Source organism: Paenibacillus sp. EKM212P, assembly GCF_011066115.1.
Taxonomy (GTDB): domain Bacteria; phylum Bacillota; class Bacilli; order Paenibacillales; family Paenibacillaceae; genus Paenibacillus; species Paenibacillus polymyxa_B.
On sequence record NZ_JAAMNR010000002.1, the window covers coordinates 547,772 to 573,990 of the forward strand.

23 protein-coding genes and 1 pseudogene are annotated in these 26,219 nt (G+C 44.9%); 10 read left to right on the plus strand and 14 right to left on the minus strand.

All coding sequences use genetic code 11. From position 1 onward, the window contains the following. The first annotated feature begins 26 nt into the window (after positions 1 to 26). Positions 27 to 845, plus strand: coding sequence for an AraC family transcriptional regulator (locus G9G54_RS08710; RefSeq protein ID WP_023989280.1), 819 nt, complete (start codon positions 27 to 29; stop codon positions 843 to 845). Between the two features lie 85 nt (positions 846 to 930). Here G9G54_RS08710 and G9G54_RS08715 read toward each other — a convergent pair whose 3' ends face one another. The 5 genes from G9G54_RS08715 to G9G54_RS08735 form a co-directional block, all read right to left on the minus strand. Next, a complete protein-coding gene (locus G9G54_RS08715; RefSeq protein ID WP_165177353.1) occupies positions 931 to 2,415 on the minus strand; it encodes an alpha-N-arabinofuranosidase in 1,485 nt (494 codons plus the stop codon). A 320-nt stretch (positions 2,416 to 2,735) separates the two neighbouring features. Further along, positions 2,736 to 3,014, minus strand: a complete 279-nt coding sequence (locus G9G54_RS08720; RefSeq protein ID WP_023989282.1) for a hypothetical protein — start codon at positions 3,012 to 3,014, stop codon at positions 2,736 to 2,738. Positions 3,015 to 3,110: 96 nt separating this feature from the next. After that, positions 3,111 to 3,431, minus strand: a complete 321-nt coding sequence (locus G9G54_RS08725) for a hypothetical protein (RefSeq protein WP_023989283.1) — start codon at positions 3,429 to 3,431, stop codon at positions 3,111 to 3,113. Positions 3,432 to 3,502: 71 nt separating this feature from the next. Continuing rightward, a complete protein-coding gene (locus G9G54_RS08730; RefSeq protein WP_165177355.1) occupies positions 3,503 to 4,447 on the minus strand; it encodes a Gfo/Idh/MocA family protein in 945 nt (314 codons plus the stop codon). 163 nt (positions 4,448 to 4,610) lie between these two features. Further along, the gene (locus G9G54_RS08735) at positions 4,611 to 5,300 is read right to left on the minus strand and encodes a TerC family protein (protein WP_025722249.1); all 690 of its coding nucleotides are present in this window, start codon (positions 5,298 to 5,300) and stop codon (positions 4,611 to 4,613) included. A gap of 352 nt (positions 5,301 to 5,652) precedes the next feature. Here G9G54_RS08735 and G9G54_RS08740 point away from each other — a divergent pair, with 352 nt between their 5' ends. Together G9G54_RS08740 and msrA are read left to right on the plus strand one after the other, a co-directional pair. After that, a complete protein-coding gene (locus tag G9G54_RS08740; RefSeq protein ID WP_023989286.1) occupies positions 5,653 to 6,270 on the plus strand; it encodes a TVP38/TMEM64 family protein in 618 nt (205 codons plus the stop codon). A 179-nt stretch (positions 6,271 to 6,449) separates the two neighbouring features. Continuing rightward, positions 6,450 to 7,421, plus strand: a complete 972-nt coding sequence (gene msrA, locus G9G54_RS08745) for a peptide-methionine (S)-S-oxide reductase MsrA (RefSeq protein ID WP_165177357.1) — start codon at positions 6,450 to 6,452, stop codon at positions 7,419 to 7,421. Positions 7,422 to 7,525: 104 nt separating this feature from the next. Here the strand turns inward: msrA and G9G54_RS08750 are convergent, their stop codons facing one another. Further along, complete coding sequence (locus G9G54_RS08750) at positions 7,526 to 8,329, minus strand: lipid II flippase Amj family protein (RefSeq protein ID WP_165177527.1); 804 nt, start codon at positions 8,327 to 8,329, stop codon at positions 7,526 to 7,528. A gap of 150 nt (positions 8,330 to 8,479) precedes the next feature. On the opposite strand from G9G54_RS08750, the gene G9G54_RS08755 reads away from it, so the two are divergent. Continuing rightward, entirely contained in the window at positions 8,480 to 8,929 is a 450-nt protein-coding gene (locus G9G54_RS08755) for a DUF2188 domain-containing protein (RefSeq protein ID WP_061829041.1), read from the plus strand. A gap of 66 nt (positions 8,930 to 8,995) precedes the next feature. On the opposite strand, the gene G9G54_RS08760 is transcribed toward G9G54_RS08755, so the two are convergent. Together G9G54_RS08760 and G9G54_RS08765 are read right to left on the minus strand one after the other, a co-directional pair. Further along, positions 8,996 to 9,700: a YitT family protein gene (locus G9G54_RS08760; protein WP_013310869.1), complete on the minus strand. Its 705-nt coding sequence runs from the start codon at positions 9,698 to 9,700 to the stop codon at positions 8,996 to 8,998. A gap of 458 nt (positions 9,701 to 10,158) precedes the next feature. Further along, positions 10,159 to 11,049, minus strand: coding sequence for a DMT family transporter (locus G9G54_RS08765; RefSeq protein ID WP_061829040.1), 891 nt, complete (start codon positions 11,047 to 11,049; stop codon positions 10,159 to 10,161). Positions 11,050 to 11,351: 302 nt separating this feature from the next. On the opposite strand from G9G54_RS08765, the gene G9G54_RS08770 reads away from it, so the two are divergent. The 4 genes and pseudogenes from G9G54_RS08770 (at position 11,352) to G9G54_RS08785 (ending at position 15,636) form a co-directional block, all read left to right on the plus strand. Beyond that, complete coding sequence (locus tag G9G54_RS08770) at positions 11,352 to 11,753, plus strand: hypothetical protein (protein ID WP_165177359.1); 402 nt, start codon at positions 11,352 to 11,354, stop codon at positions 11,751 to 11,753. A 216-nt stretch (positions 11,754 to 11,969) separates the two neighbouring features. Next, positions 11,970 to 13,434: pseudogene (locus tag G9G54_RS08775) on the plus strand (spore germination protein). Then, complete coding sequence (locus G9G54_RS08780; RefSeq protein ID WP_103744641.1) at positions 13,427 to 14,518, plus strand: GerAB/ArcD/ProY family transporter; 1,092 nt, start codon at positions 13,427 to 13,429, stop codon at positions 14,516 to 14,518. The pseudogene G9G54_RS08775 and the gene G9G54_RS08780 overlap by 8 nt, the downstream one beginning before the upstream one ends. Next, positions 14,515 to 15,636, plus strand: coding sequence for a Ger(x)C family spore germination protein (locus tag G9G54_RS08785; RefSeq protein ID WP_165177361.1), 1,122 nt, complete (start codon positions 14,515 to 14,517; stop codon positions 15,634 to 15,636). Before G9G54_RS08780 ends, G9G54_RS08785 begins: the two co-directional genes overlap by 4 nt. Positions 15,637 to 15,650: 14 nt before the next feature. Here the strand turns inward: G9G54_RS08785 and G9G54_RS08790 are convergent, their stop codons facing one another. After that, complete coding sequence (locus G9G54_RS08790; protein WP_165177362.1) at positions 15,651 to 18,176, minus strand: transglycosylase domain-containing protein; 2,526 nt, start codon at positions 18,174 to 18,176, stop codon at positions 15,651 to 15,653. Positions 18,177 to 18,392: 216 nt separating this feature from the next. On the opposite strand from G9G54_RS08790, the gene G9G54_RS08795 reads away from it, so the two are divergent. Continuing rightward, positions 18,393 to 19,661: a DNA polymerase IV gene (locus G9G54_RS08795; protein ID WP_076264818.1), complete on the plus strand. Its 1,269-nt coding sequence runs from the start codon at positions 18,393 to 18,395 to the stop codon at positions 19,659 to 19,661. Between the two features lie 148 nt (positions 19,662 to 19,809). Here G9G54_RS08795 and G9G54_RS08800 read toward each other — a convergent pair whose 3' ends face one another. From G9G54_RS08800 to G9G54_RS08815, 4 genes are all read right to left on the minus strand, one after another. Further along, a complete protein-coding gene (locus G9G54_RS08800; RefSeq protein ID WP_165177364.1) occupies positions 19,810 to 20,097 on the minus strand; it encodes a stage VI sporulation protein F in 288 nt (95 codons plus the stop codon). Positions 20,098 to 20,208: 111 nt separating this feature from the next. After that, positions 20,209 to 22,257, minus strand: coding sequence for an ATP-dependent DNA helicase RecG (gene recG, locus G9G54_RS08805; protein WP_034095059.1), 2,049 nt, complete (start codon positions 22,255 to 22,257; stop codon positions 20,209 to 20,211). 1 nt (position 22,258) lies between these two features. Continuing rightward, the gene (locus tag G9G54_RS08810) at positions 22,259 to 23,128 is read right to left on the minus strand and encodes a DegV family protein (protein WP_023989297.1); all 870 of its coding nucleotides are present in this window, start codon (positions 23,126 to 23,128) and stop codon (positions 22,259 to 22,261) included. A 49-nt stretch (positions 23,129 to 23,177) separates the two neighbouring features. Further along, entirely contained in the window at positions 23,178 to 24,962 is a 1,785-nt protein-coding gene (locus G9G54_RS08815) for a DAK2 domain-containing protein (protein WP_023989298.1), read from the minus strand. Between the two features lie 509 nt (positions 24,963 to 25,471). Here G9G54_RS08815 and rpmB point away from each other — a divergent pair. Continuing rightward, positions 25,472 to 25,660, plus strand: a complete 189-nt coding sequence (rpmB, locus tag G9G54_RS08820; protein ID WP_013310881.1) for a 50S ribosomal protein L28 — start codon at positions 25,472 to 25,474, stop codon at positions 25,658 to 25,660. Positions 25,661 to 25,883: 223 nt separating this feature from the next. On the opposite strand, the gene spoVM is transcribed toward rpmB, so the two are convergent. Continuing rightward, entirely contained in the window at positions 25,884 to 25,964 is an 81-nt protein-coding gene (gene spoVM / locus G9G54_RS08825) for a stage V sporulation protein SpoVM (RefSeq protein WP_010345573.1), read from the minus strand. Between the last annotated feature and the right edge of the window lie 255 nt (positions 25,965 to 26,219).

The window sequence follows — 26,219 nt, forward strand, 5'->3', positions numbered from 1 at the left end:
GCCATATGCCCAAAGGAGTCATCATCATGTCTATCGTCGAGCCTTGTCAGGTTCTTACCGCAGGCTATTCCTTCCATCGAAAGCCCTTTTATTCGAACCAGCCTGATGGGATCAAAAATTATTTATTCCGTTTGCAAACAGATGGACGCTGCCAGGCCCGCATTAACGGGGAAATGACACGGATTGAAGCGGGTGATCTACTGCTATTCAATCCTACCGAGCCTTATGAACTGGATATTCATAGTGAGTTGAATCCCATGGGAGATCTGGTCGTGGAAAGTGGAGATTATCACATTTTTTTCGGTGGTTCCTGGGTAGATGAGTGGTGGAACCATCATAAACGACCCAACAGAATTAAGGTTCAGCTCACAGAAGCCCTGCTTGGCCTATTTCGTCAGCTTGTGATGGAGCAACGACGTATTTCTAATCCTTACCCGGAAATATCAAGTTATTACATGCGCATTTTATGTTTGGAGTTTGACCGTATGCTATCCGATCATCCTATCGCTACTCATCATAACTATCTTGCGTATCAGATTAAAAATTATATTGAAGAAAATGCATCCTCTAACTTCAAGCTGGATGACGTGTCTTCACACGTCGGTATCAGCGTATCCCGAGCAGTACATCTGTTTAAGGAAACATTCGATACGAGCATTATGCAGTACACGCTGGACATCAGGCTTAACATGGCGAGAGAACGAATCATTTTCAGTCCCATGTCACTGGAACAAGCCGCCGAATCGTCAGGATTTGCAAATTACACGTATTTTCATCGTGTATTTCGTTCCCGCTTCGGTATGTCGCCCAAAGAATTCAGGGTGATTCACCGCGAGCAATTGTAGGTAAAAGAGAGCGTTCACCTGAACGCTCTCTTTGTTCATAACCAATAATAATGAAATTGTGCTTACATACCACAACCCAGCTTTTTTACGGAGCAATTGTCAGCATCACTACCGACATTGGTGGCAGTGTAACATCCAAATGCTGACCTTGCAGCTGATAGGATGTGAAAGCTTCCTTTTTCACACGCTCTGGCTGATCAAACGTATTATGTGCCTGCATATCGTCGCTGGCAAGAACAACACCGCTGATCTTTTTAACCTCTTCCAGTCCTCTTAGCTCCAAATTCAAGTTTGCCGACTCGCCCGGATGGATGTTGCAAAAGCTAATATGAATATTGTCATCCTGCGCCTTGGAGGCGGACACGCTTACTTGTGGGATGGAATCCCCATCATATTCATAATCGCCCACCTTTACATGAACAGCCAGTGCTTGTGCATCCTGATGCACCTTAAACATTTCAAATATATGGTATGTCGGCGTCAACAGCATAGCAGGGCCTTCAGTCAGAACCATGGCTTGCAATACATTAACCATTTGAGCAATATTCGTCATCTGTATTCTGTCATGGTGATTATGGAAAATGTGTAGATGCAGCCCAGCTACCAGTGCATCGCGCATCGTGTTTTGCTGATACAGGAAGCCCGGATTGGTCCCCGGCTCAGTCAGGAACCAGGTTCCCCATTCATCGACGATCAGTCCGACCCTTTTGTCAGGATCATATTGGTCCATAATGGCTGAATGACGAGTAATCAATTCATCCATATGCAATGATTTTTTCATCGTCTCGAACCATTCCGCTTCATCAAAGCCGAGTGCTTGCCGTTTCCCTTCCCAGTTTCCCGGGATCGTATAGTTATGCAGGCTCAAACCGTTCATAAGATGCCCAGCTTCACGCATCAACACTTCGGTCCAACGATAATCATCCACATTCGCCCCCCCTGCAATCCGATAAATGCGGTTCTCGCCATAGTTACGGACATATGTCTGATAGCGGCGATACAGGTCGGCATAATATTCTGGGCGCATGTTACCGCCACAACCCCAGTTTTCGTTACCCACTCCAAAATATTTGAGCTTCCATGGTTTCTCACGACCGTTTTCCTGACGCCATGCAGCCATAGGGGACTCTCCATCGAAGGTCATGTACTCTACCCACTCCGACATTTCCTGAACTGTACCACTGCCGACATTTCCACAAATATAAGGCTCTGCATCTAACAGTTCGCACAATTGAAAAAACTCATGTGTGCCAAAATGATTATTTTCAACCACACCGCCCCAATGCGTATTTACCATTCTCTTACGGTTTTCTTTTGGTCCGATACCATCTTTCCAATGATATTCATCGGCAAAACAGCCTCCCGGCCAGCGTAATACAGGAATGTTCAGCTTTTTCAGGGCTTCCACTACATCATTTCGAATTCCGTTTGTGTTTGGAATCGGTGAGTCCTCTCCAACCCATATGCCTTCATAAATGCAACGTCCAAGATGCTCAGCAAATTGTCCATAAATATTTTTATTAATAATGCCTTGTTTCCAATCGGTATTAACAACAATAGAACCCTTCACAACAAACCCTCCCCAAAATATTAAGATTGTTGGAACACCCTTACGAATGTTTGCGCTTTCATTTTTGGTCTAAATATCACTCATATTACCGATCTTCTTCCGATCTTAATTTTTACGCAACATCACATCTAGCAAACATTAATATAAATATTAATAATTAAATAAAAACATTTCACGTGTTTAATATATTTTATTGCCTACTTTTTGTCAATCGTTAAGAAAAGGTCCAATCAAACCAAAAAGCCTGCCATTAAGGCAGACCAAGGTATGACTACTTTAACCCGTAATCCAGGTTTATCCGAGCTTGAGCATTGTATCTTTTAGGCTGTTCCTATCCAGCGTGAACCATGGTAACTGGGACAATTTTGAGCTGCCGCCAAAGCACGTACACGAACAATACTTCCGCTGATGCCACATGTATGCCCGGACATTAACTCTTCACATTGTGAGCAGGCCAACAGTCTGGCTTCGTACACTTCATCGTTTACACATTCCATTTTGGGTCTCATGTTGGTTAGAATTCTGGTAATTTGCTCTTCCGATATCGAGATATCTCTTTCACAGCCTTTACAGGTACTTGGCATAGGTATATCTTCCATCGTAAGCTTACTCTCCCCATCAACAATGTCTTAAGTAAATACAGTGAGTCCATGATGCCATAAATGATAACAGTATATTGTTTATTCTGGCTAGCCCTATTTCCGTTCCGACGAAAGGCTGGCAGCCGCCTCAGATACGACCATCGCCAAGTCCTCATTTCCGAACATGGACAGTACCCCTAATACCGTATCCAGCGGAATATCACCCGCTTCTTCACGCGATACAGTCAACTTGCGTACTCGTAGCAGACGCTCGTTGCTATCCTGATGCGGATACGCTACACGATATAATTCCTCTGGCTCCAACCCGTGATTGATACACCATTGCGCAAATACAAGGATCATCATATCTTCTTCTTGCTTATAATTTTCAATGATGGCTTCTTCTAGCTGTTTACCACGGTTATCTTCTTCCATTCATTCATTTCTCCTTCAACCTAATTCTGATGTCTGTCTGGACTGTTAAGATCACGTTCGGACGTTCCATATTAAACACTCAAACGGCTGATCAGTTCGTCAGCCAGCATATGGCTTTCCAATACTTTTCCAGCCCGTACAGCACACTCCTCCGGACGATGAATATGCTCCAGAAAATGATTCACGACTCCGGTGAATCCCCGTCTTTCCAAAATCGTATCCCAGCTTCCAAAAGTTTGCGTTAGTGGTGAATGATTTTTTTGCATAAAAACAGCCTGTTCCATATTTATTACTTCAACAGACCGTCCTGCCCCGTGAAGCTCCAGCTTCTCTATGTCAGCCCCTGCCTGTCTACTCATACTGTAGCTTCCGGTAGCATTCCCCAAACGTACGGTCCCGAACGCAGCATCCATATATCCATCACTCGTCGTATTCATACTACTATGCAGCAGCTCATAATCATCGCCACCCAGCCACAAAAGCAAATCAAGCATGTGAATTAAATCATCATAAACCGTCTGTGCCGCCGGTCTTCGATCATATCCAGTACGGTGTTTAATGGCCGCACATTGACTGATTCCACCTGCTTCCTCTAACCATGCTTTAGCAGCTACATAATGCGGGGCAAAACGTCGATTAAAGCCTACCGCCAGCAGCACGGCCTGCGCTTCCGCAAAAGCGGTCATTTCCAGATTCTGACGAACATCATAGGACAACGGTTTATCCACATACACAGCAATCCCTTTTTCAATACACGCCATAACTAGATCAAAATGAGCTTCGGTCGCGGCATGTATAAATACAGCTTCCGGTTCCCATGCTAGCATCTCCTTCACATCAGTCGTTCCTCTTGGCAACCTATATTGCTCCATAATGGAACTCACCGGCTCCTGTGAACGGTTCATGACACCTACAATGTCTACACCTTGGTGTGCTGCCAGTAACGGTAAGTATACTTTTCGAGCAATACCACCCAGTCCTGCAATAGCTACCCTTGTCTTCGTTTGCTTGTCCATTTCGCTCCCACCTTTAATCACTCATTCATCTGTTGTCTAGTTTACATGGAAGTCTGCTGACAAGCAAAGAAATGAGACTGCTCCGGGTCCAATTGGACCTAACAGAACAGCCTCTACGGCATGAACGTTCAGCTTCAGCTAAGTTTACTTAATGTAAGTTAGCTTAGGCGTGCTGCGCTTGCTTTCTTGTTTTTTCACTTTTAATTTTTTTAACACGCATCCCAATGGCTACAACCAGAACCACAACCAGAACCTCAAAGCCGTATTTAACGACCCCGTTCATAAACCAGTGTGCAATCAGCGGTTCCGCCACCACCATTTTGGCGGCAGTGTAAGCCAGTACAGCAGCACCAATCGTAATAACTACTGGGTAACGTTCAGTCAGCTTCAAGATAATCGTACTTCCCCACACCATGATTGGAACGGAGATTGCCAGACCCAGTATAACAAGCAGCATGTTTCCATGAGCTGCTCCCGCAACAGCAAGTACATTGTCGAGGCCCATCATCGTATCCGCGATAATAATCGTGCGGATCGCTGCCCACATTTGATTCGTAGCTGAAATTTCATGTTTTTTCTCTTCGACCAGCAGCTTATAGGCAATATAGATAAGTGCGAGTCCCCCAATCAAACGCAATCCATAAATTTGCAATAAATACGTGACCAGCACTGTAGCAATCACACGAATGATGACCGCTCCGACCGTCCCCCAAATAATGACCTTCTTTTGATTGGCCTTATCAACATTGCGAGCCGCCAAACCGATTACGATGGCATTGTCACCAGCTAGCACCAGATCAATGATAATGATGGATACTAATGCGGTTAAAAACTCAATTGACAAAAAATCCATACGTTTCTCCCACCTTTTTTATTTATTTGTTATACTGTACATAGTTCAGCGCTTTATACTAAAAAAGCACCATTTCACGGAATCCGGAAACGGCGCTTGACCCAAATTTGGCATCAAAAAAAGACCATTTACCCGGATTCCTAAAATCCTGGCAAAGGTCTCGCTTACAACATTACGTTGCCAATAAAGCCGGGGATTAAAAAATCCCGTAATGACGACTTTACTCGTTGAGCTACTCCCCTTTGGGAACTATTCTATTAGTGGCAGTATAGCACACATTATTGGGAATGTGAACCCTATTTTTTTCTGTATAAGGGATAAGCCGAACAGGGATATTGAAAGAGGTATGTAAATGAAAAAATGGCTACTCGTCGCGGCTTATGTTTCGCTGCTTTGCATCGCGTTTATCTACAGATATGATTGGCTCGCCTGGGCGGACAAGCAAACCTCCTTTCCAGTTCTGCTACTGCTCGCATTTTTATTCGCGTTAATACCGTTTGTGCCGTACAAGCTGATTATCGCTTCTATTGCTTATGCCGCAGGCCCCTGGCAAGGTGCTCTGATCTGCTGGCTGGGCACTACCTTGGCTGCGCTGGTCGTTTATAGTGCCGTACGTACCCTGTTCCGTGACAAAGGACGTGCCTATTTGGAGCGGGTTCCCGCATTGGAGCGCTTCAATCGGGTCATGGAGAGGGAGCCTTTTGCTGCTGTGCTGCTGGCTCGGCTGATTCCGGTCATCCCCCAGGCAGCGGTAAATGTATACGCTGGAGTAGCAGGGTTTCCGTTCTGGAGCTTTATCCTAGGTACAGCTATTGGCAAGCTTCCCGCAATTGCGGTGTATGCTTATGCAGGCGGCACCTTTGCAGAACATCCAATCACCGGTTTGCTCATTTTGGTGCTATATACTGCACTGGTGGGCGGCGGCTTTATACTCTACCGAAAAAGGCTTCAACGCGCCAATAGAATATAATGCGATAGTTTGCCACCGTCTCTGTAGGATGTTTCGTTGCGATTTTTGAGGACAGAGCCATTTACACTGCTGTTTGGTTTCTGACGTTTCGTTGGATTTTGCAAAAATCTCGTATATAATTTAATTGTAAGCTATTTAAATAACAACTAATTAAACATTCTCAGATTGGAGTGACAAATATGAGCACCAACAATCCACACACAGTAGAAAAAGCAACTTTTGCAGGTGGCTGCTTCTGGTGCATGGTTTCCCCTTTTGAGGAATTACCCGGTATTTTGAAGGTTAGATCTGGATACACAGGGGGACATACCGAAAATCCTACCTATGAAGAGGTGTGTTCTGAAACAACGGGGCATGTGGAAGCCGTACAGATTACATTTGACCCACAAGTTTTCCCGTATGAAAAACTGTTGGAGCTATTCTGGCAGCAGATTGATCCGACGGATGAAGGTGGACAGTTCCACGATAGGGGTTCATCCTACCAAACGGCTATTTTCTATCATAATGAAGAGCAACGAATCAAGGCAGAAGCGTCTAAAGAAGCTTTGGCTCAAAGTGGCCGCTTCGACAAGCCCATTGCTACACCGATCCTGCCTGCGGCCACTTTTTATGAAGCAGAAGAATATCATCAGGACTATCATAAGAAGAACCCCGCTCATTACAAGCGCTACCGCAAAGGTTCGGGACGTGAAGATTTTATCGAGCAAAATTGGTCCGGCAAGATTGATAAATCCGATCTTAAAGATCGGCTGACGCCTATTCAATACGAAGTAACACAAAAAAACGCGACCGAGCGCCCTTTTCAAAATGAGTTTTGGGATCATGAGGGTGAAGGCATTTACGTGGATATCGTATCAGGAGAGCCTTTGTTCAGTTCATTGGACAAATTTGACGCAGGTTGCGGTTGGCCCAGCTTTACCCGTCCGTTGCGCAGCTACAATGTCAAAGAAAAAACCGATCTCAGCCATTTTATGATCCGTACCGAGGTGCGAAGTCGTGAAGCTGACTCCCATTTAGGGCATGTATTCGATGATGGTCCAGGTCCAGATGGTTTGCGTTATTGCATCAATTCTGCCGCGCTCCGCTTTGTGCCTCAAGAAGATTTGGAGCGTGAAGGATACGGAGCATATAAGTCATTATTTGAAAAGTAAGTAGCATAGAATCATTGGGGCTGACCCGCGATCTATCTTTAATTGATGATCACGGGTCAGCCTTTTTTGGGATATGGCAGCACATCATTACGTAAGCTAGCAATTTAACTCATTACCCATCCAAGCCAAATGGCTAGCGGTACTAGCAATAGCTGAGCTAATAAAGTACCTGCCAAACGCGAGATGATCATCCAGCCGTACATGCTGTTCATCCGAGTTAAGGGTAGCTCCCCTCGTAGCGTTTTCTCCGACAAAACCGCCAATCTTGGATCAATTAACAAGGTCAGTAATACCGTTGCGACGCCATTGATTAGACCTGACGACATTGACATGGCTGTACCTTGAGCAGGCCACATAAATGATGCATATAAAGCAGATACTACTCCGGTTGTATAAATCGCAGTAACGGCTATATTCAGAATAATTAGACGCTTGGGTATCGCTCCACTAATCAGTGAAGTAAGCATTGACCAGGTGGGGCGCTTTATGTAGTAGCCTGCATGCTTCCAGCGACTTCGCAGCATTAAATGACGCACCAAAGCCGGAATAGATCCGGTATGCTCCAAATGCACAATCCATCTGGCTGACATGCGTACCACTGTTGGATACAGTAATATAGCAAGCATAGTTCCAACGGTTGCTGCCAGCAGTACCCCATGCATATATAGTTCCAATCTAATATCCGTTCCGCCCACTTGTGCTGCAGCCTTAGCCTGATCGACCATCCCCCCGAGCAAAGGCCCCTGCGCCATGTTAGAGGTGCGTGAAACCAACAGCAGCATTCCCGCAACGGTTAACGCCAATCCAATCCGACGCGCTCGCAAACCACCAAGCCGGAGAGCATAGGACAAGCTATCTGTAGTATGAATGATGATAGTCAGCAAAAAAACAAAACCCCAGGCAAGCAAATGCTTCACTCCTTTTCCTCGTATTCTGCACACCATTATACGCTTTTTTCAAGATACATTTTACAATATATTCATTTCTTTGATTTCCGTTTGTTTAAGCCGACAACGGGTAATACATAATACATCATCCGCTATAAGGAGTGTGCAACTATGCCTTGGAACAAACATGATTACCCTCCATCCATGAAAAACCTGGAACCTCGGGTGCGAGAAAAAGCCGTTGATATTGCTAACGCTCTACTCCGTGACGGCTATGAAGAAGGACGCTCGATTGCGATTGCCACTTCCCAAGCCGAGGAATGGAACGATAATCATCCAGCCGAGCAAGATGAGAAACCTAAAAAACATGAAAAACAGCATTCAAGCGAAAATGTACACGACCATCATTCCGCTTCTTCCGATGAGAAGGAACCCATTCATGTAGTGCCGTACGAGGATCGCTGGGCAATCAAAGAAGAGGGACACAACCAGCCCATTTCAACCTTTAAACACAAAAATGAGGCGATTGATGAGGCTCAAAGTTTTGTAGAACGCCAACAGATTTCTGCAATTATTCATGACCGGGATGGACGCATCCATTCTACTTTAAAACCTTCCTGATAGAAGCTGAATACAGCGAAAGGGTGTTACGAAAGAAGATTTCTCTCCTGACGTAACACCCTTTCCTTATTGACGAAGGCTGTGGACGACCGGCACTGTTTTGGCAACTACCTTTTTAGCGGGAATAGCCGCTGGCAGTACCTTTTTCACAGGTCGGTGCAGTTGGAACGTGGTCGTCCATGTAATTATTTTTCCGGCAAGCCACACAGCCAGTATTGTAAACATTGTTTCCTTCATAGGCAGATACAACAGTGATAATCCCAATACGATGATGTCACTGACAATAAACACGTTGCCGATTTTCCACCCGCGCCACTCACTGATCAGCAGAGATAAGATATCATCGCCCCCGGTTGCTCCACCGAATCGCAGTACGATTCCGGCTCCCAAACCTGTAAGCACCCCACAAAGTAGAGCAGCTATCAGCAGATTTCCATGTAGATCTATAACCAGAGTCGAATACTTCTCAAATCCTGCATAAAACAGTGAAAAAGCAACGGCTCCGATTAACGCAAGCAGCATAAATCTTCTGCCCTTCAGTACCCATGCCAGCAATATGACGGGAATATCAAGCAGCAACATACTCCATGCTGGAGATATGCCAAACGCGTAATGTCCCAGCAGGGCCAAGCCTGCAAATCCGCCTTCTGACAAATGATTCTGAGCATTAATGTGATAGTACGTAAAAGCTAAAATGCATGTTCCGAGCAACATGACAGCAATCTGTCTCAATGCTCCATTGTTCACGATAGATTCGTAAGTTTTCCTCATACAGGCTCCCTCGGTTTCTCGTAAGTTTGATGTGGATGAACCCACTCTTACGGAAGCTACCGGATAAGATGTGCCTGGAGGACTTGGTCCTTCGCATGTACAATCCCCTCTTCCGCAGAGTTGGCTTTCGCAACTTGACGTTACTCCGCGGAAAAGCTAAGTATAAGACAGATCAAATCGTTTCCAAATCGTCCTTTGGGGAAGTATCCTTCGGGGACACATGGTATCCTGATCCTTTCTTTTGTGGAATAAAACTCCGACATTTCTGTGGTGCAAATAATTCTATAATTTATTATACCACACCTTGTCACCTGCTAAACAGCTTGCTTTTTTGCTGCACCATATTTTATTTTATGTGTGAGCATGCTTTATTGTATGTGCGAATTAACGTATTATACCGAAGGTTTGGCGAATGTACATTTAAATAGCCCAAAGCGTATTTTATTTCTGTTTGATTATTATCCACTTAATTTGGCGGTTCTACGCTGGTTGGCCATAAACACCCCTCCAAGTATAAGGACCAGTCCGGTAAGAACATTCCAGCCGATATGTTCATTCAGGAGCAAAAAGCCCCATACAATGGCACTTACTGGAACAAAATACGTCACCGAAGAAGCAAATTCCGCGCTCCCCCGCAAAATCATGTAATTGAACAAAATATATGCTACTCCTGATCCCAAAACTCCCAGCCCTATAAGGGAACCCAATACACCTGGATCAGAAACAATCGACAAATCAGGTCTCTCCACAATCGCCATCATAATACCACCCCCTACCGCCGCACCAAACAGTGTCGCAAAGGTAGCCTGATACATGGAAAGATTGGAGAGAAAACGTTTGGAGAGCTGTGTTCCAAATCCATAGCAGAGAGTCGCAAGCAGCATACACCCAAAACCCACAGGGTCAACAGAAATAATAGATGCAGGATTAATACCCAATAAAATAATAATTCCTACAAAAGCGAGCCCCATTCCTAACCACTGCATCCGATGAAAAATAGCCCCGAAAAAAACAAGCCCCACCAACATGGTCCATATTGGCGTGGTGGCATTCAATACAGAAGCCATGCTGCTAGCTATTTTGGTCTCGCTAAAACCGATCAATGTCCATGGCAAAACCATGTTGACCAAAGCTACCAGAGTAACCGATTTCCACGGAATGCTTTTAATTTTAAACGGCCTGCGCATAAGTAGCATTAATAAGACGATAAAAATAAGTCCAAAGCTGGATCTAAGAAATACAATAGTCCACGGTCCTACTTGATGTAGCAACAACACCTTGATAAACATAAACGAACCGCCCCAAATGAGGCTCAACAATAATAAAGCTGCATATAACGAACGTGACAATATGTATACCTTCTTTCTCCACTTTATTAAGTTAAATAGTAGAGGCTGACCGCAGTCAGAACGATCTCCTCTTTTATGTAAGTTTTTATCCATTAGCTTAACATAAACTCTGTTTGACTGTCATTGGCGATAAACTCAAGAATTCTTTACACAATGGCACATGGGTATCGCTCTCTACCACTTTTCCAATAATTGAGGATTGCTTTAGCCTTGGAAAAATACCTATGATGAGGTATAAACAGAACACATGTTCTATATAATGATTATATATTGTATTCTTACTCGGAGTAAAGGAGATTTTTATGCCAATCCAAAAGACACTGAACCACAAGAATAAAGCTCCTTTGCCTTCTGAAGAAGACGCAGGGCTAGTCAAGATCTGTGTACTTCTAACTCTTGTGCTGGATGTGCTGGAACGAGACATTCGTATTATACATACCTCCCCTCTAAAAATGCCTGATTTGTATGTTCGTAGCCTGACTGGAGTACAACAGCGTGTAGCTGTTCAATTAGCAGAGACAAAGGCACGAATGAAAACACTAGGGGTTAAAATATACAGCGAAATCCGAAATCATGAAGGCGTAGAGGTTTTGTATATATGCCGCGGCTATCAAAGACGATTTTTCATGCTTTCATCCTTTGCCCGCAGCGAGGTCCGGCGGAAACTGGGACACTATCTAGGAATTGATCCGACGCAAGATTAAGCCCCCTTGTAATCTAGTCTCTAGTTCTTGCACGATTAAATTTCATTCCTTGCAAAATAACCAACCCATTTCCTATTTTCAACCTAAATTCTAGTATAAAACTATTGCATTACGCGAAGTGAAGGTGATTCAAGAATGGATAAGTCACCAGATCATGGATAAATTCAATCCATATGGCACACATTATGCCTATCTCATCCAAAAAGGAGGGCTCTCTTGGCTGGACATGACGCAGCTTCCGTTGAATTAAACAGAAATGTTTCCTTTATTGAGCAAGCCATTTTTTATACGGATGATTTAAAAAAACAGGCAATTTCCGTTGACGGCAAAGACGGTATGCTGCTCTATATTGATTCGCTCGTAGATCAGGAGATGATTCAAACTTATATTCTGAGTGCCTTATATGAGAAAATCGATGCAGTCTCTCATCAAATGTTCACCACCTTAAGCAGTCAAAAAGACACCGACCTTCAAAATGCTGCTGATTCGCTTATTCAGGGATATTGCATTTTTATGATAAATGGGGCGGAAGAATTTTTTATCCTTTCTTCCGAAAAGACATATACTCGCAGTACGGACGAACCAGAAAACGAAGGGGTTATTCGCGGACCGCACAATGGATTCATTGAGCAGTTATCCATCAATCTGAATCTGATTCGCAAACAAATTGTCACACCGTCGCTGGTTGTACGCTACTTTTATGTAGGATCTAAAACCCGGACTAAAATCGCTATTGTCTATGTTCAAGACTTAGCTAATCCTGAGCTAGTGGAAGCAGTGAAAACGAGAATTAAAGCGATCTCCTCCGATATGGTGCTCCCCCCCGGTTTTATTCAAGAGTTTATTGAGGACAACCCTTTTTCCTTCTTCCCTCAACAGCTCAGCACGGAACGACCGGATCGTGTGACCGCCAATCTAATGAAGGGACGGATAGCGATTTTAGCTGAAGGTAGCCCTACTGCTCTAATAGCTCCCGTCTCTTTTTTTGCATTTTACCAAAGTCCAGATGATTATCACGGCCGTTGGATTATTAGTTCATTTCTAAGAACGATTCGAATGATGAGCTTTTTGATCGCTTTTACGCTGCCTGCCATTTACATTGCGACGATTGCTTTTCATCCAGCTATTTTGCCACTAGAGTTGGCGCATACCATTAAAAAATCACTGGAAAATGTTCCATTCCCAGCGATTGTGGAGGCTATGCTGCTTGAATTGATCTTTGAGGTGCTACGAGAAGCCGGGGTTCGTCTACCCAATCGGGTTGGCCAAACTATTGGAATCGTTGGTGGTCTCGTCATCGGAGATGCTATCGTTCGGGCTGGTCTCGTGTCGTAATACGATGATCATCGTCGTCTCGTTAACAGCCATCTCTTCTTTTTTAGTGCCTTCTCATGAAATGAGCTCAGCGGTTCGTATCCTTCGTTTTCCGATGATGATTGCTGCAGCCTTGTTTGGATACATTGGCATTGCTTTCGGTTTACTTTTTCTTACTATCCACCTTTGCAAGCTTGAGACCTTTGGTACGCCCTACTTTGCTCCTCTTGCACCATTCCGGCTCGGTGATATGAAAGATGTTTTTATCCGCTTTCCGATTTGGACATTCCATCAGCGACCATATGATTCCCAAGCCCAAAAATTGAAGCAGCAGAACGACTCTAGGAGCTGGAAAAGACGTGAATAAAGAAAGTACCATTGCATCGGGTCAACTGTTTTTTCTCATCATTAAGTTTGAGATTGGCGTAGATATTTTGTCACTTCCCTATCAGATGCACCTTTCAGCTAAAGGAGGGGGTTGGATATCTGTCATTATTGGTGGCCTTTTGATTCAACTCATTATTTTGATGTGCTGGCTCCTGCTAAGACGTTTTCCCTCCTCTTCGATTTATCAAATATTAACCCAGATTACTGGTTCCTGGATTGGAAAAGGATTGACTGTGGCTTACATTGCTTACTATCTGCTCATGGGTACCTCGGTTCTTGTGAACGCTTATGACGTCATTAACCGATGGATGCTGCAATATACTCCCCGTTGGGCTATACTCGCCCTATTTTTGTTTAGCAGTATATACCTGGTTCGCGAAAATTTAAGAACGATTGCCCGAGTACTTGTTTTAATCTCATTTCTGATTTTGCCCATGATGCTGTTAATTAGCTATGGTATAAAGCAGTCCAACCCACTTTATCTGCTACCTCTGACTGAGGCGGGATGGCCCCGTATTATTGTCGGTTCAAAAGAAACGCTCCTAGCGATGTTTGGTTTTGAGTTCATTCTTGTCGTCTTTCCCATGGTTGAGGGCAATAGTATAGGCAAGCTCAAGTCAATCCTGGCAGCTAACGCGATCGTGGTACTATTGTATTGTTTTACCGTATTTACCTGTACAACCGTATTCAGCCCTCAACAGCTTGAATTAATGCCGGAGCCAGTCATTTATTTGCTCAGATCCATTCCACTGGGGACGATGGATCGGGTCGATTTTATTTTTCTGCCGATTTGGCTCATTTCGATCTTTGGCGCTATAAGTGGATATTATTATGCGGCGTCTTACGGAATAAGCTATCTATTCAAGCAAAAAAGTCACAAAAAGGCGGTTCCCTTTGTTGTGCTCGCCTCATGTTGTATTGCCTATTTGCCTCAACGAAGAGAAGATTTCGAGCTTATTGGTTCCATAGCCAATAATTCTGCTTATATTTTCCTAATTGTGTTCCCTTTTCTGCTGCTGATCCTATCCTATCTCTTCAAAAAAAAGGAGGGACCTGAAACATGAACAAAAAGAGCAGAGCGCTTGGAATGCTAACTTTACTCATTTTTATAACAGGCTGCTGGGATCAGGACAATTTGAAGGATGCCCGATTGGCAAATGCATCGGCTTATGATCTCACTCCTGAAGGCATGTTGTTGCAAACGCTAGAAGTTGTAGACGATTCTCAAAGCAATCAAGGTAAAAGCACCAATGAAATTCATTCAGGCACCGGCCATTCTGTTCGGCAAAGTACAGACAAAATCCGGGCCAAAGTAACCGGGGATATCCGCTTTTTCAAATACGGAGTTATTTTGTACGGTACAAGCTTGGCCCGAAAAGATTTATATCCCTATCTGGATGTGCTGTATCGTGAGCCTGACCATCCGACTTCCCATGTCAAGGTAGCTATTGTAGATGGATTAGCTGGGGAAATAATAGATCAAAAAAGCATAGGTAGCCTCTTGATTGGCGAATTTATAACCAAAAAAATCAGAAGCCTTGAGGAAATGTGTATGTTCCCGGAAATGACACTGGAGACACTGCTTCCCCCAATGCTTGATCCGGGTCAAGATTTTGTACTTCCCTATCTTTCCAAAGAAGGAGGAGATATTACAGCACGTGGAATTGCCTTATTTCACGGACAAAAATTCACAGGTAGCCTAAATAGTGAGCAAGGTGTTTTATATGTCCTGATGACTGGAAAGTGGAAGAATACAGCTCGCTTTGTAAAAAGGATACATCCAGGACCTGTCGGTGATGTGCAAAACTTTATTACGTATCAGGCTAAAATCCAGAATGTCAAACGTAGCCTTAAAGTGAACGTTCAGCGCGATGGACAGATTGATGTGGAGCTTAACCTAAAATTGCCTGTCGATATTGTTGAATATGCACGAAACCATCTTCAAGATAAAGCTAACGTACAGCATCTGAACCGTCAACTTTCCGAAATCATGACCCAGGATGCGGAACAAATTATCCGTACACTTCAGGAAAATGGATGTGATGCCTTTGGCGTAGGCAGACAGTTGATCGCTCATTATCCAGCAGTATGGAAAAGTGTGGATTGGAATAAAGAATACCCCAATGTCCGTTTTCATCCGCAGGTCACTGTAGACATTGTCGGGAACGGCATTTTAAACTAGGCCATTCCTGTCGTTTAGTTTTTGGGTTGATCAGGTATTATTTCAGGATAAATAACTTCGTCAGATTTGGTTTTTGGAGTCTCACTCTGGCTTTGTGATTCAGAAGGAGTCACCTGCTCGTTCTCAACAGAAGGTTGCGGAGTATCTGTAGATGGCAAATCTTTATTCTCATCAGGCATATCTATCTCTGTGTCTACGTCAGGAACAGTAGGATCCGTTTCCTCTGGTGGAATTTTCTCTTGATCTATTGCAGGTACCTCAACCTCAGGGACTTCTTGTTCCTTGATATCTGGTTTGGACGGGACCACTGGTCTAGCAGAACGTGGAAGCTGTTCTCTTCCAACTTCGGTAGGCACATACTTTTGATTAAACCAGTCAGTCACGAGTTGACCCGATTGACGGGAATAACGCCCTGGCAGCTTACCTGTAAGGTTAGAAACCGTAACTCTTACAACACCTTCCGGCCGTATAAAGTGCTTATTCTTAAAAAGCTCAGGCTGGTCCTTGACCGCCTCATTCATGATCAGTGCCCACACTGACTGTGCTCTGGAATGGCCTTCTTGAGATAATGTATTAACCTGTTGGCGGTAACCAGCCCAGACGCCTAGTGTAACGTCAGGTGTGTACCCCATAAACCACACATCACCAAAGTTTTGTGTCGTACCGGTTTTACCGGCGATATCAATGGCACCATAGCTTTTAAAAGCATTTTGCAGGCGTTTACCAGTTCCCCTCGGATCTGATATAACAGTTTTGAGCATATCCGTCATCAAAAATGCGGTTTGTTGCGAATATACACGCTTCGTCTGCGGTTTAAATTCATATACGATCTTCCCGTTGGCATCCGTAATTTTGCTGATCAGATGAGGTGCATTATATACACCCATATTGGGAATCGTTCCATATGCTGCGGTCAGTTCCTCGACGGATACCCCTTTGCTTAGTCCACCCAAAACCCCTGTCTGAGCATGTTCATCCTGCGGCTGAATCGTCGTAATTCCAAGAGAACGCACAAAATTCCAAGCATTTGGAATTTTAACTTCATATAAGAACAGCCTCAGCGCAGGGATGTTGATTGACCGATTGAGTGCTTCACGGGCTGTCATAAGCCCCTCGTACCGTCTGTTATAATTTTTAGGAATATGATAACCCTTACGCCCGTCTTTCAATATGATTTGTGAATCATCAATAAGACCGGCTGGCTGAGTGTAGCCCTTTTCCAAAGCAGGTAAATAAGCAGCAATAGGCTTCATGGCAGAACCGGGCTGACGTGTCATTTGAGTTGCATAGTTCATTTGCTCGGTATTAAAATCCCTGCCCTCGATCATACCGAGTATAGCCCCTGTTTTATGATCAATCATGATTGCTGCAATCTGCTCTAATCCCTTCTTCTTACTGTATGGAGAAAAATTTTGTGGATTGGCTGCAATCTGCCGCATATTGTTATAAATTTTCTTATTTATCGTTGTATAAATTCGATAGCCGGACCGTTGCAACTCTTCTCGCGTATTTTGAAGAAGCTCGGCATGCTCAGGCTTGGAAATCTCGGCTGCCGTGATATCGGGATTTTGCTGGAGCGCTAACAATTGGGCGGCTTCCCGCTCTGTCTCCAGCATCAAATAAGGGAATGTGTTATAACTTTTTTCGCGATGTGGCGCAAGAGTGGCTTTCACATCAAATTGAAGCGCCTCGTTATATTCGGATAGCGTAAGTTTACCTGTTGCCAGCATTCTTCCCAACACGACACGTTGGCGCTCCATCGCTTTATTGAAGCCTTCTTCATCGAAGTTCCCTTTACCATCAAAAGCGGAATAAACAGATGGCAGTTGCGGGAGACCTGCCAAATAAGCCGCCTGAGCAATATGAAGCTTATGTAGATCACTTACATTGAAAATCCCTAACGAAGCAGACTTGATTCCATATAAATTGTAACCAGCGGAACCATTACCAAAAGGCATTTTGTTTAAGTAAGCCGTTAATATTTTATCCTTGCCCATAAACCGCTCCATACGCAGTGCCAGCAGCATTTCCTTCACCTTGCGACTGTCCGTCTTATCCAGACTGAGAAAAACCCTTCGGGCTACCTGCTGCGTCAGTGTGCTACCGCCTGTTTGGCGGTTTTCATTCAAAAGCTTCTGCTTAACGGCACGAGCAGTTCCCTTTAAATCCACACCACGATGCTCATAAAATTGGCTGTCTTCCGTTGAAATGAGGGCGTCCACAATAGACTGAGGAACATCCTTCAGATCAACGAGCTGTCGATCCTCCTCCATGCGCATTCTTCCAACCGGAGTTACCTGATCATTAAAAAATACAAAGCTGGTCAGAGCGTTCTCATTTACCTTTTCATATATCAACTGACGTGATCGTACAGGTTCATCATGAACCAGTGCCGCCACATAACCGGATATAAGACCTCCAGCAAACAGCACTCCAAGTACACCCGCAAACGAGAACCACTTGATATTAATCAGCAAAACTCTGCCAAAAATACGCCACCTACTGCGTTTTTGAGATGATGGTCGACGTTTTGGGTTCATAAAAATGGTTTTCTCCCCTCAATATTCATTCATTTCCACTTGTTTTTGCTCAAGATATTATGATACGCCATGTTAGGTTTTCCGTAAACTGTAACGTTCCAAAAAATACATTTGTATTAAGAACACTTGTTCTGTATATAATACTACTATAAGAGTATACATTCAAGAATATTTTGGAAGGATGATCCACACATATCAGGAGAGGAGGTCGGATTTTTGAAGGAACGCAGAAATAGAACCATATTCTTATCGGACTGCCAAAGTTTTTATACCAGCATCGAAAAAGCAGATGATCCCAAATACCAACATAAGCCACTCGTTGTGGCCGGTGACCCTGCACTTCGTTCAGGCATTATTTTAGCTGCGTGTCCGCTGGCCAAAAAATACGGTATATCTACAGCAGAACGTCTGGGAGAAGCGGTGAAAAAATGTCCTGACCTTATCATTGTACGCCCACGCATGCAGCATTATATCGATGTCTCATTAAAAATAACAGAAATCTATAATGAATATACGGATTTGGTTGAGGTTTTCAGCATTGATGAACAGTTTCTGGATATGAGCGGAAGCCTCTCCCTGTTCGGGGATCCGGTGAGTATTGCAAGTGAAATTCAGCAAAAGGTACTGGCACAAACAGGAGTATGGATTCGAATTGGCATCGGCTCCAACAAAATGCTAGCTAAAACCGCAACAGATATATGGGCTAAAAAAAATGACAGTGGCATTTTCTTGTTGCCTACATCCGATATTGCAGCATTGCTGTGGCCTCAGCCAGTACGGCTTATGTTCGGCATCGGTTCGCGCATGGAATGGCATTTGGAGAAGCTTGGACTACACACCATTGGAGATATCGCACGTACTCCCTTACCCCGGCTACAGGACAGATTCCGGTCTCATTTCGGCAAGCAGTCCGATATTCAGGCAGAGGTGATATGGCGAACTGCTAACGGGATCGATCACAGCCCGGTCAAGCCGGAAACATTTAATACACCTCCCAAATCCATCGGTCATATGATGACTCTTCCCCGCGACTATCTCCAGCCTGCGGAAGTGGAAACCATCCTGCTTGAACTAACAGAGGAGGTGTGTCGGGACGCCCGTCGCAAAGGATATATGGGCTCGGTTGTGACTGTTCATTGTATATGCAGTCCCTACGAGGCACCAACCGGATTCTCCCGACAAATGAAGATACCCGATCCTACAAACCATACCCAAAAGGTATATGAAACCGTTAAAAAAATCTTTTATACTTTTTGGAATCATATGCCCGTGAAGCGCGCAGGGGTTACTTTAAGCGGATTGGTGGATGATCAACTGTATCAGCTGGATTTTTTTGAGGATCAGGAGCGATCCCGTGCTTTGGAAAAGGTGACGGACACTTTAAAGGATCGGTACGGTCAGTCCATCATCATGCGCGCATCGTCGTTAACAGATGCCGGACAGGCCATGGAACGGTCTATCAAAATTGGCGGTCATTACAAATAAAAGTCTCATGATAAGCACACACTAGCTATTGCCCGGGGAATGAACTAATACAAACCAAAAAGGATCGCCTGATATCAGGCAATCCTTTTTTCATCTGTGCTTCACAAAAAAACATGGAGAGCGCTTTGAAGCACCTCTTCAAAAGCAATCAACGGAACATTCCCCACAGCTTGATTAGATGGAATGTATTGGACGGATCAATTTTTTGTGCCAATACGAAGGCGATCAATTGCTCCTCCTGCGCAGCCGTCAAACGCTCGTTTAAAATAGCAGAAGTGGACTTCACAAGATGACGCACCTTAGCTTTATTTTGCAGGTCCGCTTTAGTCACACCTTCAATCTGCTGCTTAACCCGCTCCTTGAGCGCACGATTCTTCATTTTCAACTTAATCCGCTCCACCAGTTGCGGACTAATTCCATATTGCTGATAGCTCAATGTTGCCACACCTCCCATATCATTCGGTCATTCCCAAATATATGACGGCCAGCCTGTCCATTGTGCCTATCTGTTTAAAACGTTTAGAACAACCTCATGATTCATGGTGGATTAGTCGATGAGATCCCCCTGGAAAATCTGTTCTTTTTGCAAATAACCGCGCAGTGCTTCATACTGCGGAGATGTCCAAAAGGACGAATCCTTAATCAGATCGGTTGCATCCTCCCGCGCCTTTTCCAGCACCTCAAAATCCGCTACCATATCTGCTAAACGAAACTCGGGTAGCCCACTCTGCTTGGTGCCAAAAAAGTCACCCGGCCCTCTCAAATCCAGATCGCGTCTAGCCACCTCAAAACCATCGTCCGTATCAGTCATAACCTTCATCCGCTCCTGACCAACCTCCGACTTAGGATCAGCGATCAGTACACAATACGAGGCATGTGCTCCCCGTCCGACACGTCCACGTAATTGATGTAACTGGGACAGCCCAAAACGATCCGCGTCCATAATGATCATTAGCGTCGCATTGGGAACGTCTACCCCCACCTCCACAACCGTCGTTGAAACGAGTAACTGAACCTCATTCGCATAGAAAGAACGCATAACTTCTTCCTTTTCTGCGGGAGTCATTCGTCCATGTAATAGCCCAACGCGGTAATGTGGAAAAGCCTGTTGCATTTGAATATGCAAATCGATGGCATTCTGTACGTCCAGCTTCTCCGATTCTTCAATCAACGGGCAAATCAGATAAGCCTGCCGTCCCTGATCTACCTCGCGGGAAATAAAACCAAGTACCCGATCCATCAGTTCGTGCTTCACCCAATAGGTGGAAATTGGAATACGCCCCTTCGGCCGCTCTGACAACGTAGAAACATCCATATCGCCAAACGCAGTGATGGCCAGCGTACGGGGGATCGGTGTGGCCGTCATCGTCAGCACATCGGGATTATAGCCTTTGCGACGCAGTACACTACGCTGATTCACTCCGAATCTATGCTGCTCATCCGTTACAACAAGCCCAAGCTGGCGAAAATATACATCCTCCTGAATGAGAGCATGGGTGCCTACTACAATGTCCAGCAGACCCATTTGGAGAGCAGCTAGCAGCTCCTTACGCTTCTTCCCGGTTGTACTCCCAGTCAATAGGCCCACACTGATTCCAAAGGGCTCAAACAGCTTGTGAAGCGATCGCATGTGCTGCTCGGCCAATATTTCGGTTGGCACCATCAGCGCTCCCTGAAAACCGGAACGTACTGTGGCAAATAAACCGATGGCAGCAACAACTGTTTTACCCGACCCAACATCTCCCTGAAGCAGACGATTCATACAATAAGGTGAGCGTAGATCGTGCAGTATTTCAAGCTCTACCTTCTTCTGTGCATCCGTTAATTCAAAAGGCAAAGCCCTTACAAATTCACGAATCGTGGCGTTATCCACGGTATGTACCACCCCGTCCGCTCGACCACGATTTAGCGCCCGGAATGCCTGCATTTTCAGCTGAAATAAAAATAGCTCCTCATACACCATCCGCCGACGAGCCTCTTGCCCCTCGCGGTTGTCCTGAGGCTGGTGTATACCCGCAATAGCCTGCTTGCGCGGCATCATACTATATTTACGCACAAGCAACTCAGGCAATATTTCGGGGATCATTTCACCAAACTGCTGGAGTGTCTGGCTCATTGTTTTTCGCATCCAGCTTTGCGTAATCTTGCCGCCTATAGAGTACACCGGTTGAAGTGTCCCCGAGCGGGCTACTCCTTTATCAGGAAACTCAGAATCTGCAACAGTCATCTGCATCCGTTTGAGATCCCATTTACCAGTCACCACAATTTCACGACCAGAGGTTAGCTGCTCCTTCATGAAATGCCGATTAAACCACGTCGCGGTAAACATCCAATCCTCGGCCATCAATTTACAAGTCAACCTTGATTTGCGCCCGTAACGCTGAAGCACCGGAATGCCCATAATTTTGGCCTGTACTGTAATCTTATCTCCATCCTTCACTTCGCTTAGCGAGCGCAGTCGGTAATCTTCATACCGAAACGGATAATATTCCAGCATGTCCTGTATGTTAGAAATGCCAAAAGCGTGAAGCTCTCCCTCTTTGAGAGCACTCACGCCATGTATTTGTTTTAAAGGTATTTGATCCAATTGCAGCATATTACCTCTCATCTCCGGCCGGCCATACAAAAATGCCAATCGTTCCTGGCCCTACATGGGTCCCAATCACAGCGCCAAGTTCAGTATATATTCGATCTCCCAGCTCAAAATGCTCTGCCAGCTGAGCCACGAACGCTTCTGCCGCTGAGCGATCTGCCGTATGACCCACAGCAATATTAATTTTTTGGCCTTTTAAATCCCGCTCCAGTAGTTCAATTATACGTGCTGTCGCTTTTTTATGCCCTCTCGCCTTATCAACCGAATAAATAGTGCCTTCTTTGTCAATCGAAAGAATCGGTTTAATGTTAAGTAACGTACCAACCATTGCCGCTGCCTTGCCAATACGTCCGCCTTTTTGTAAGTATTCCAGGGTATCCACCAGGAAATACAAACGACGGCGCTCCCCACGACGTTCCACAGCCCGAACAATATCAGCCGGGGAGTGCCCGGCAGCCGCCAGCTCTGCCGCATAAACCACTAGCATGCCGTATCCGTATGAAGCTGATTTGGAATCCACCACAGTCACTCTATGTTCATGCTTCTCCAGCATGGATTTGCCCAGCAGAGCAGACTGATACGTTCCGCTCACACCCGAGGATAAATGGATAGAGATAACCTGGCTCTCGGGGTATTGCTCCAACAGCGTCGTGTATGTCTCCAAAAAACGGGCTGGTGAAGGCTGTGATGTCGTAGGTAGCTCATCAGCCCGTACTAGTTCGCTGTAAAACTGCGACGCTGACATCTCAATGCCGTCCAGGTAAGCTGTGCTGCCGAACATCACTGTCAATGGTACAACAACTATACCGAGACGGTCTGCTAATTCCGGTGGAATATCAGCCGTGCTATCCGTCAAAATGATGGTACTGCTCATCAGTCAGACCTCCTTTTGTTGTGGACTTCCATGGGCGTGCTAAAGCACATCAGGTTTCCACTGAGAACAAATAAGGATAAATCGGCTGACCACCTTCATGAACTTCCACTTCAGCATCCGCATAATTTTCTTTAAGCCATGCAACAAGCTGATCTGTGTCTTCTTGATTCGCGTCTGAACCTGTGAGAATCGTAACAATTTCATCGCCATTCACCAGCATTTTCGCTAGCAAAAGACGGGACGTTGCCATTAAGTGTTCCTCGGTCGCTACAATTTTGGAATCCTGAATACCGATGTAATGCCCGGCTGTAATATGCAGGTCATCCAGTGTCGTATCCCGTACCGCGTAGGTCACTTGCCCAGACTTCACCCGGGTGACTGCGTCACGCATATTGTCCTGATTCACCTCAAAAGCCTCTTCCTCCTGGAAGGCAAATGCTGCCGCAATGCCCTGAGGAATTGTTTTGCTCGGAATAACCGACACCATACGTTCCATCTCTAGCAGTTCACGTGCTTGTTCTGCCGCCAAAATAATATTGGAATTATTCGGAAGAATAAAAATATGTTGAGCCGCAATCGAGCGCGCCGCATTAACGAAGTCCTCTGTGCTCGGATTCATTGTCTGGCCGCCAGAAAGGACAACATCGACGCCTAAACTTCTGAAAATATCAGCAATTCCTTCACCGGAAGCCACAGCTATAAAACCAAAGGATGCCAGTTCATGAGCAGGGGGCTCAGACGGCTCTTCCTCACGTGCAGGCTCTGTTGGTATTTCAGCAAACCACTCAGGCTCAGGAGCAACATCCATACCCGCAGACAACAAATCACGATGCTGCTCGCGCATATTTAAAATACGAATCTGTGTAATTTCTCCGTAGCGCAGTGCCAAATTCAGCACTTCACCAGGAGCCTTAGAATGCACGTGAACCTTGATGACATCATCGTCTGAAATTACGATAATAGAATCACCATCTACTGCTAACGCTTTCCGGAAGGCTTCCTCATCAAAATCGGTACCTTGCGCTTCGCCCAATTGTCGATTAATAAAAAACTCCATATCATACAAAAATTCAATATTATCCGTTTCGAGCTTCGCTTGCGCAGAAATCGGCGCATCTGGGGAAGGAACAACTGCAGTAGCAGTAGGTCTCTCCGATACGTGAGGAGCAAAAACCGTGCGTACATTATCACTTTTTGCAGTTGAAGACGTCACCAAGCCGCTTCCAAGATGCTGCATAAAACCTTCATAAATGTACACAAGACCTTGCCCACCCGAATCTACAACTCCTACTTGCTTCAATACAGGGAGCATGTCCTGCGTCATGGCAAGCGTTTCCTTCGCTTTGGCAAGCACTTCTTCCATCAGTTCCGTGATGTCGTTCGTCCGGCGCGAGAAAAACACAGCATGCCTGGCCGCTTCCTTCGCCACGGTAAGAATTGTACCCTCCACCGGCTTAACAACCGCCTTGTAGGCCGCATCCACCCCGCTCTGCAATGCCGATGCGAACTGAAGGGTATTCAATTCCTCGTATGGGGCAGCGTAACGGCTGAAGCCACGAAACAACTGAGACAGGATAACCCCTGAATTGCCGCGGGCTCCCATCAGCAAACCTTTGGATAATATGCCGGACATGACACCGATGGAGGAAGAGTCCCCCCTCTTTAATTCCGTTACGCCCGCGCTCATCGTCAAATTCATGTTGGTTCCCGTATCACCGTCTGGCACTGGGAATACATTTAGTGAATTGACATGTTCCGCATGCTGCTGTAATTGTTCCGCCCCGGCTAAAACCATTGCGGTAAAATCTGTTCCATTCAAAGAACGATTACTCAAGAGAATTCCCCTTCCTAGCTTAATACACTTGTTTTACTATCAACCTTCACAACACCTTATTCAACTGTGCGTACAGGTTCAATTGAATTATACTAAAGCCAGACGACGAATACGAATATCACACTTTCGTAAGCTTTTGTACTCACGTCTGGTCGTTCTTCTACAGGTCATATAAAATGAAAAACCAGTCAACTGCCTAACAATAAATCATCGGCTGGAATGATGACTATAGTCCCGCCTCTGAACTGCCGGCATGACTGGAATAAGAATTCACATTCCATTTTAATACAAAATAATCGCAGCAATAACTATCCCATATTGTACTATAATGCGAAAGAGAAATAAATAAAGTTTTTGAATCAGTTGACGGAGCTTTTTTGACTATGATATTATATTTAAGTATTGTTTTGTTCAGGTTAGTGACTTACAAAGTCCGGCTGACCCAGTCGGCCTGAAGAGAGACCCGTTCCATATGGAATTTGGTTATTTTCAGAATAGGAGGTGGAATCATGTCTCGTAAATGTTCTGTAACAGGCAAAAAGCCTGGCAGCGGTAACCACGTATCTCACGCTAACAACCGTAATCGCCGTACTTGGGGCGTCAACGTACAAAAAGTTCGCATTCTCGTTAACGGTAAACCGAAACGCGTTTATGTCAGCACTCGTGCATTGAAAGCCGGTAAAGTGACTCGCGTGTAGTCGTAAAAAAATATCGTTATAAACAAAAGGCACCTCGTTTTAAACGGGTGCTTTTTTGGTTATTCGAAAGTAATATCCATCTGGTTCAGGAGAACAAAATGTCAGGCACCTTCCCGTGCGTTCCTATCTTTTACTGCCGAGCTACCTATCTGTTGTGCCCGGGAAGCATGCCCTGTGTACCTCCAGCTTTCATCCTACATCCTGTGTTTACATTACGTTGAATTCAGTTTTTCTGGAATGTATTCAAAATGGCTTTAACGAATCCACCCAGAAATTTTGGCAGCTTGATTGTGTAAAACTTCATGCCTCACCCTCCCCATCATCCTCCTGCATCCGTTCTCTGTAGTTTATGCAACCTGTCAAGGGTTGTTGCCCCACAAAAAAAAGGCTACATGAGAATCCCGCTCATGTAACCATATTTATGCACAACCATCCCAGGCTATACCATCAGACAAGTCCGCGAATATAGAGATATGCTGAGAGTATGAAAATAAACAGGATATAATAAAGTACGCTGCACACTACAAAACCTATTCGTAAACCACGCCGTTCATTTTTC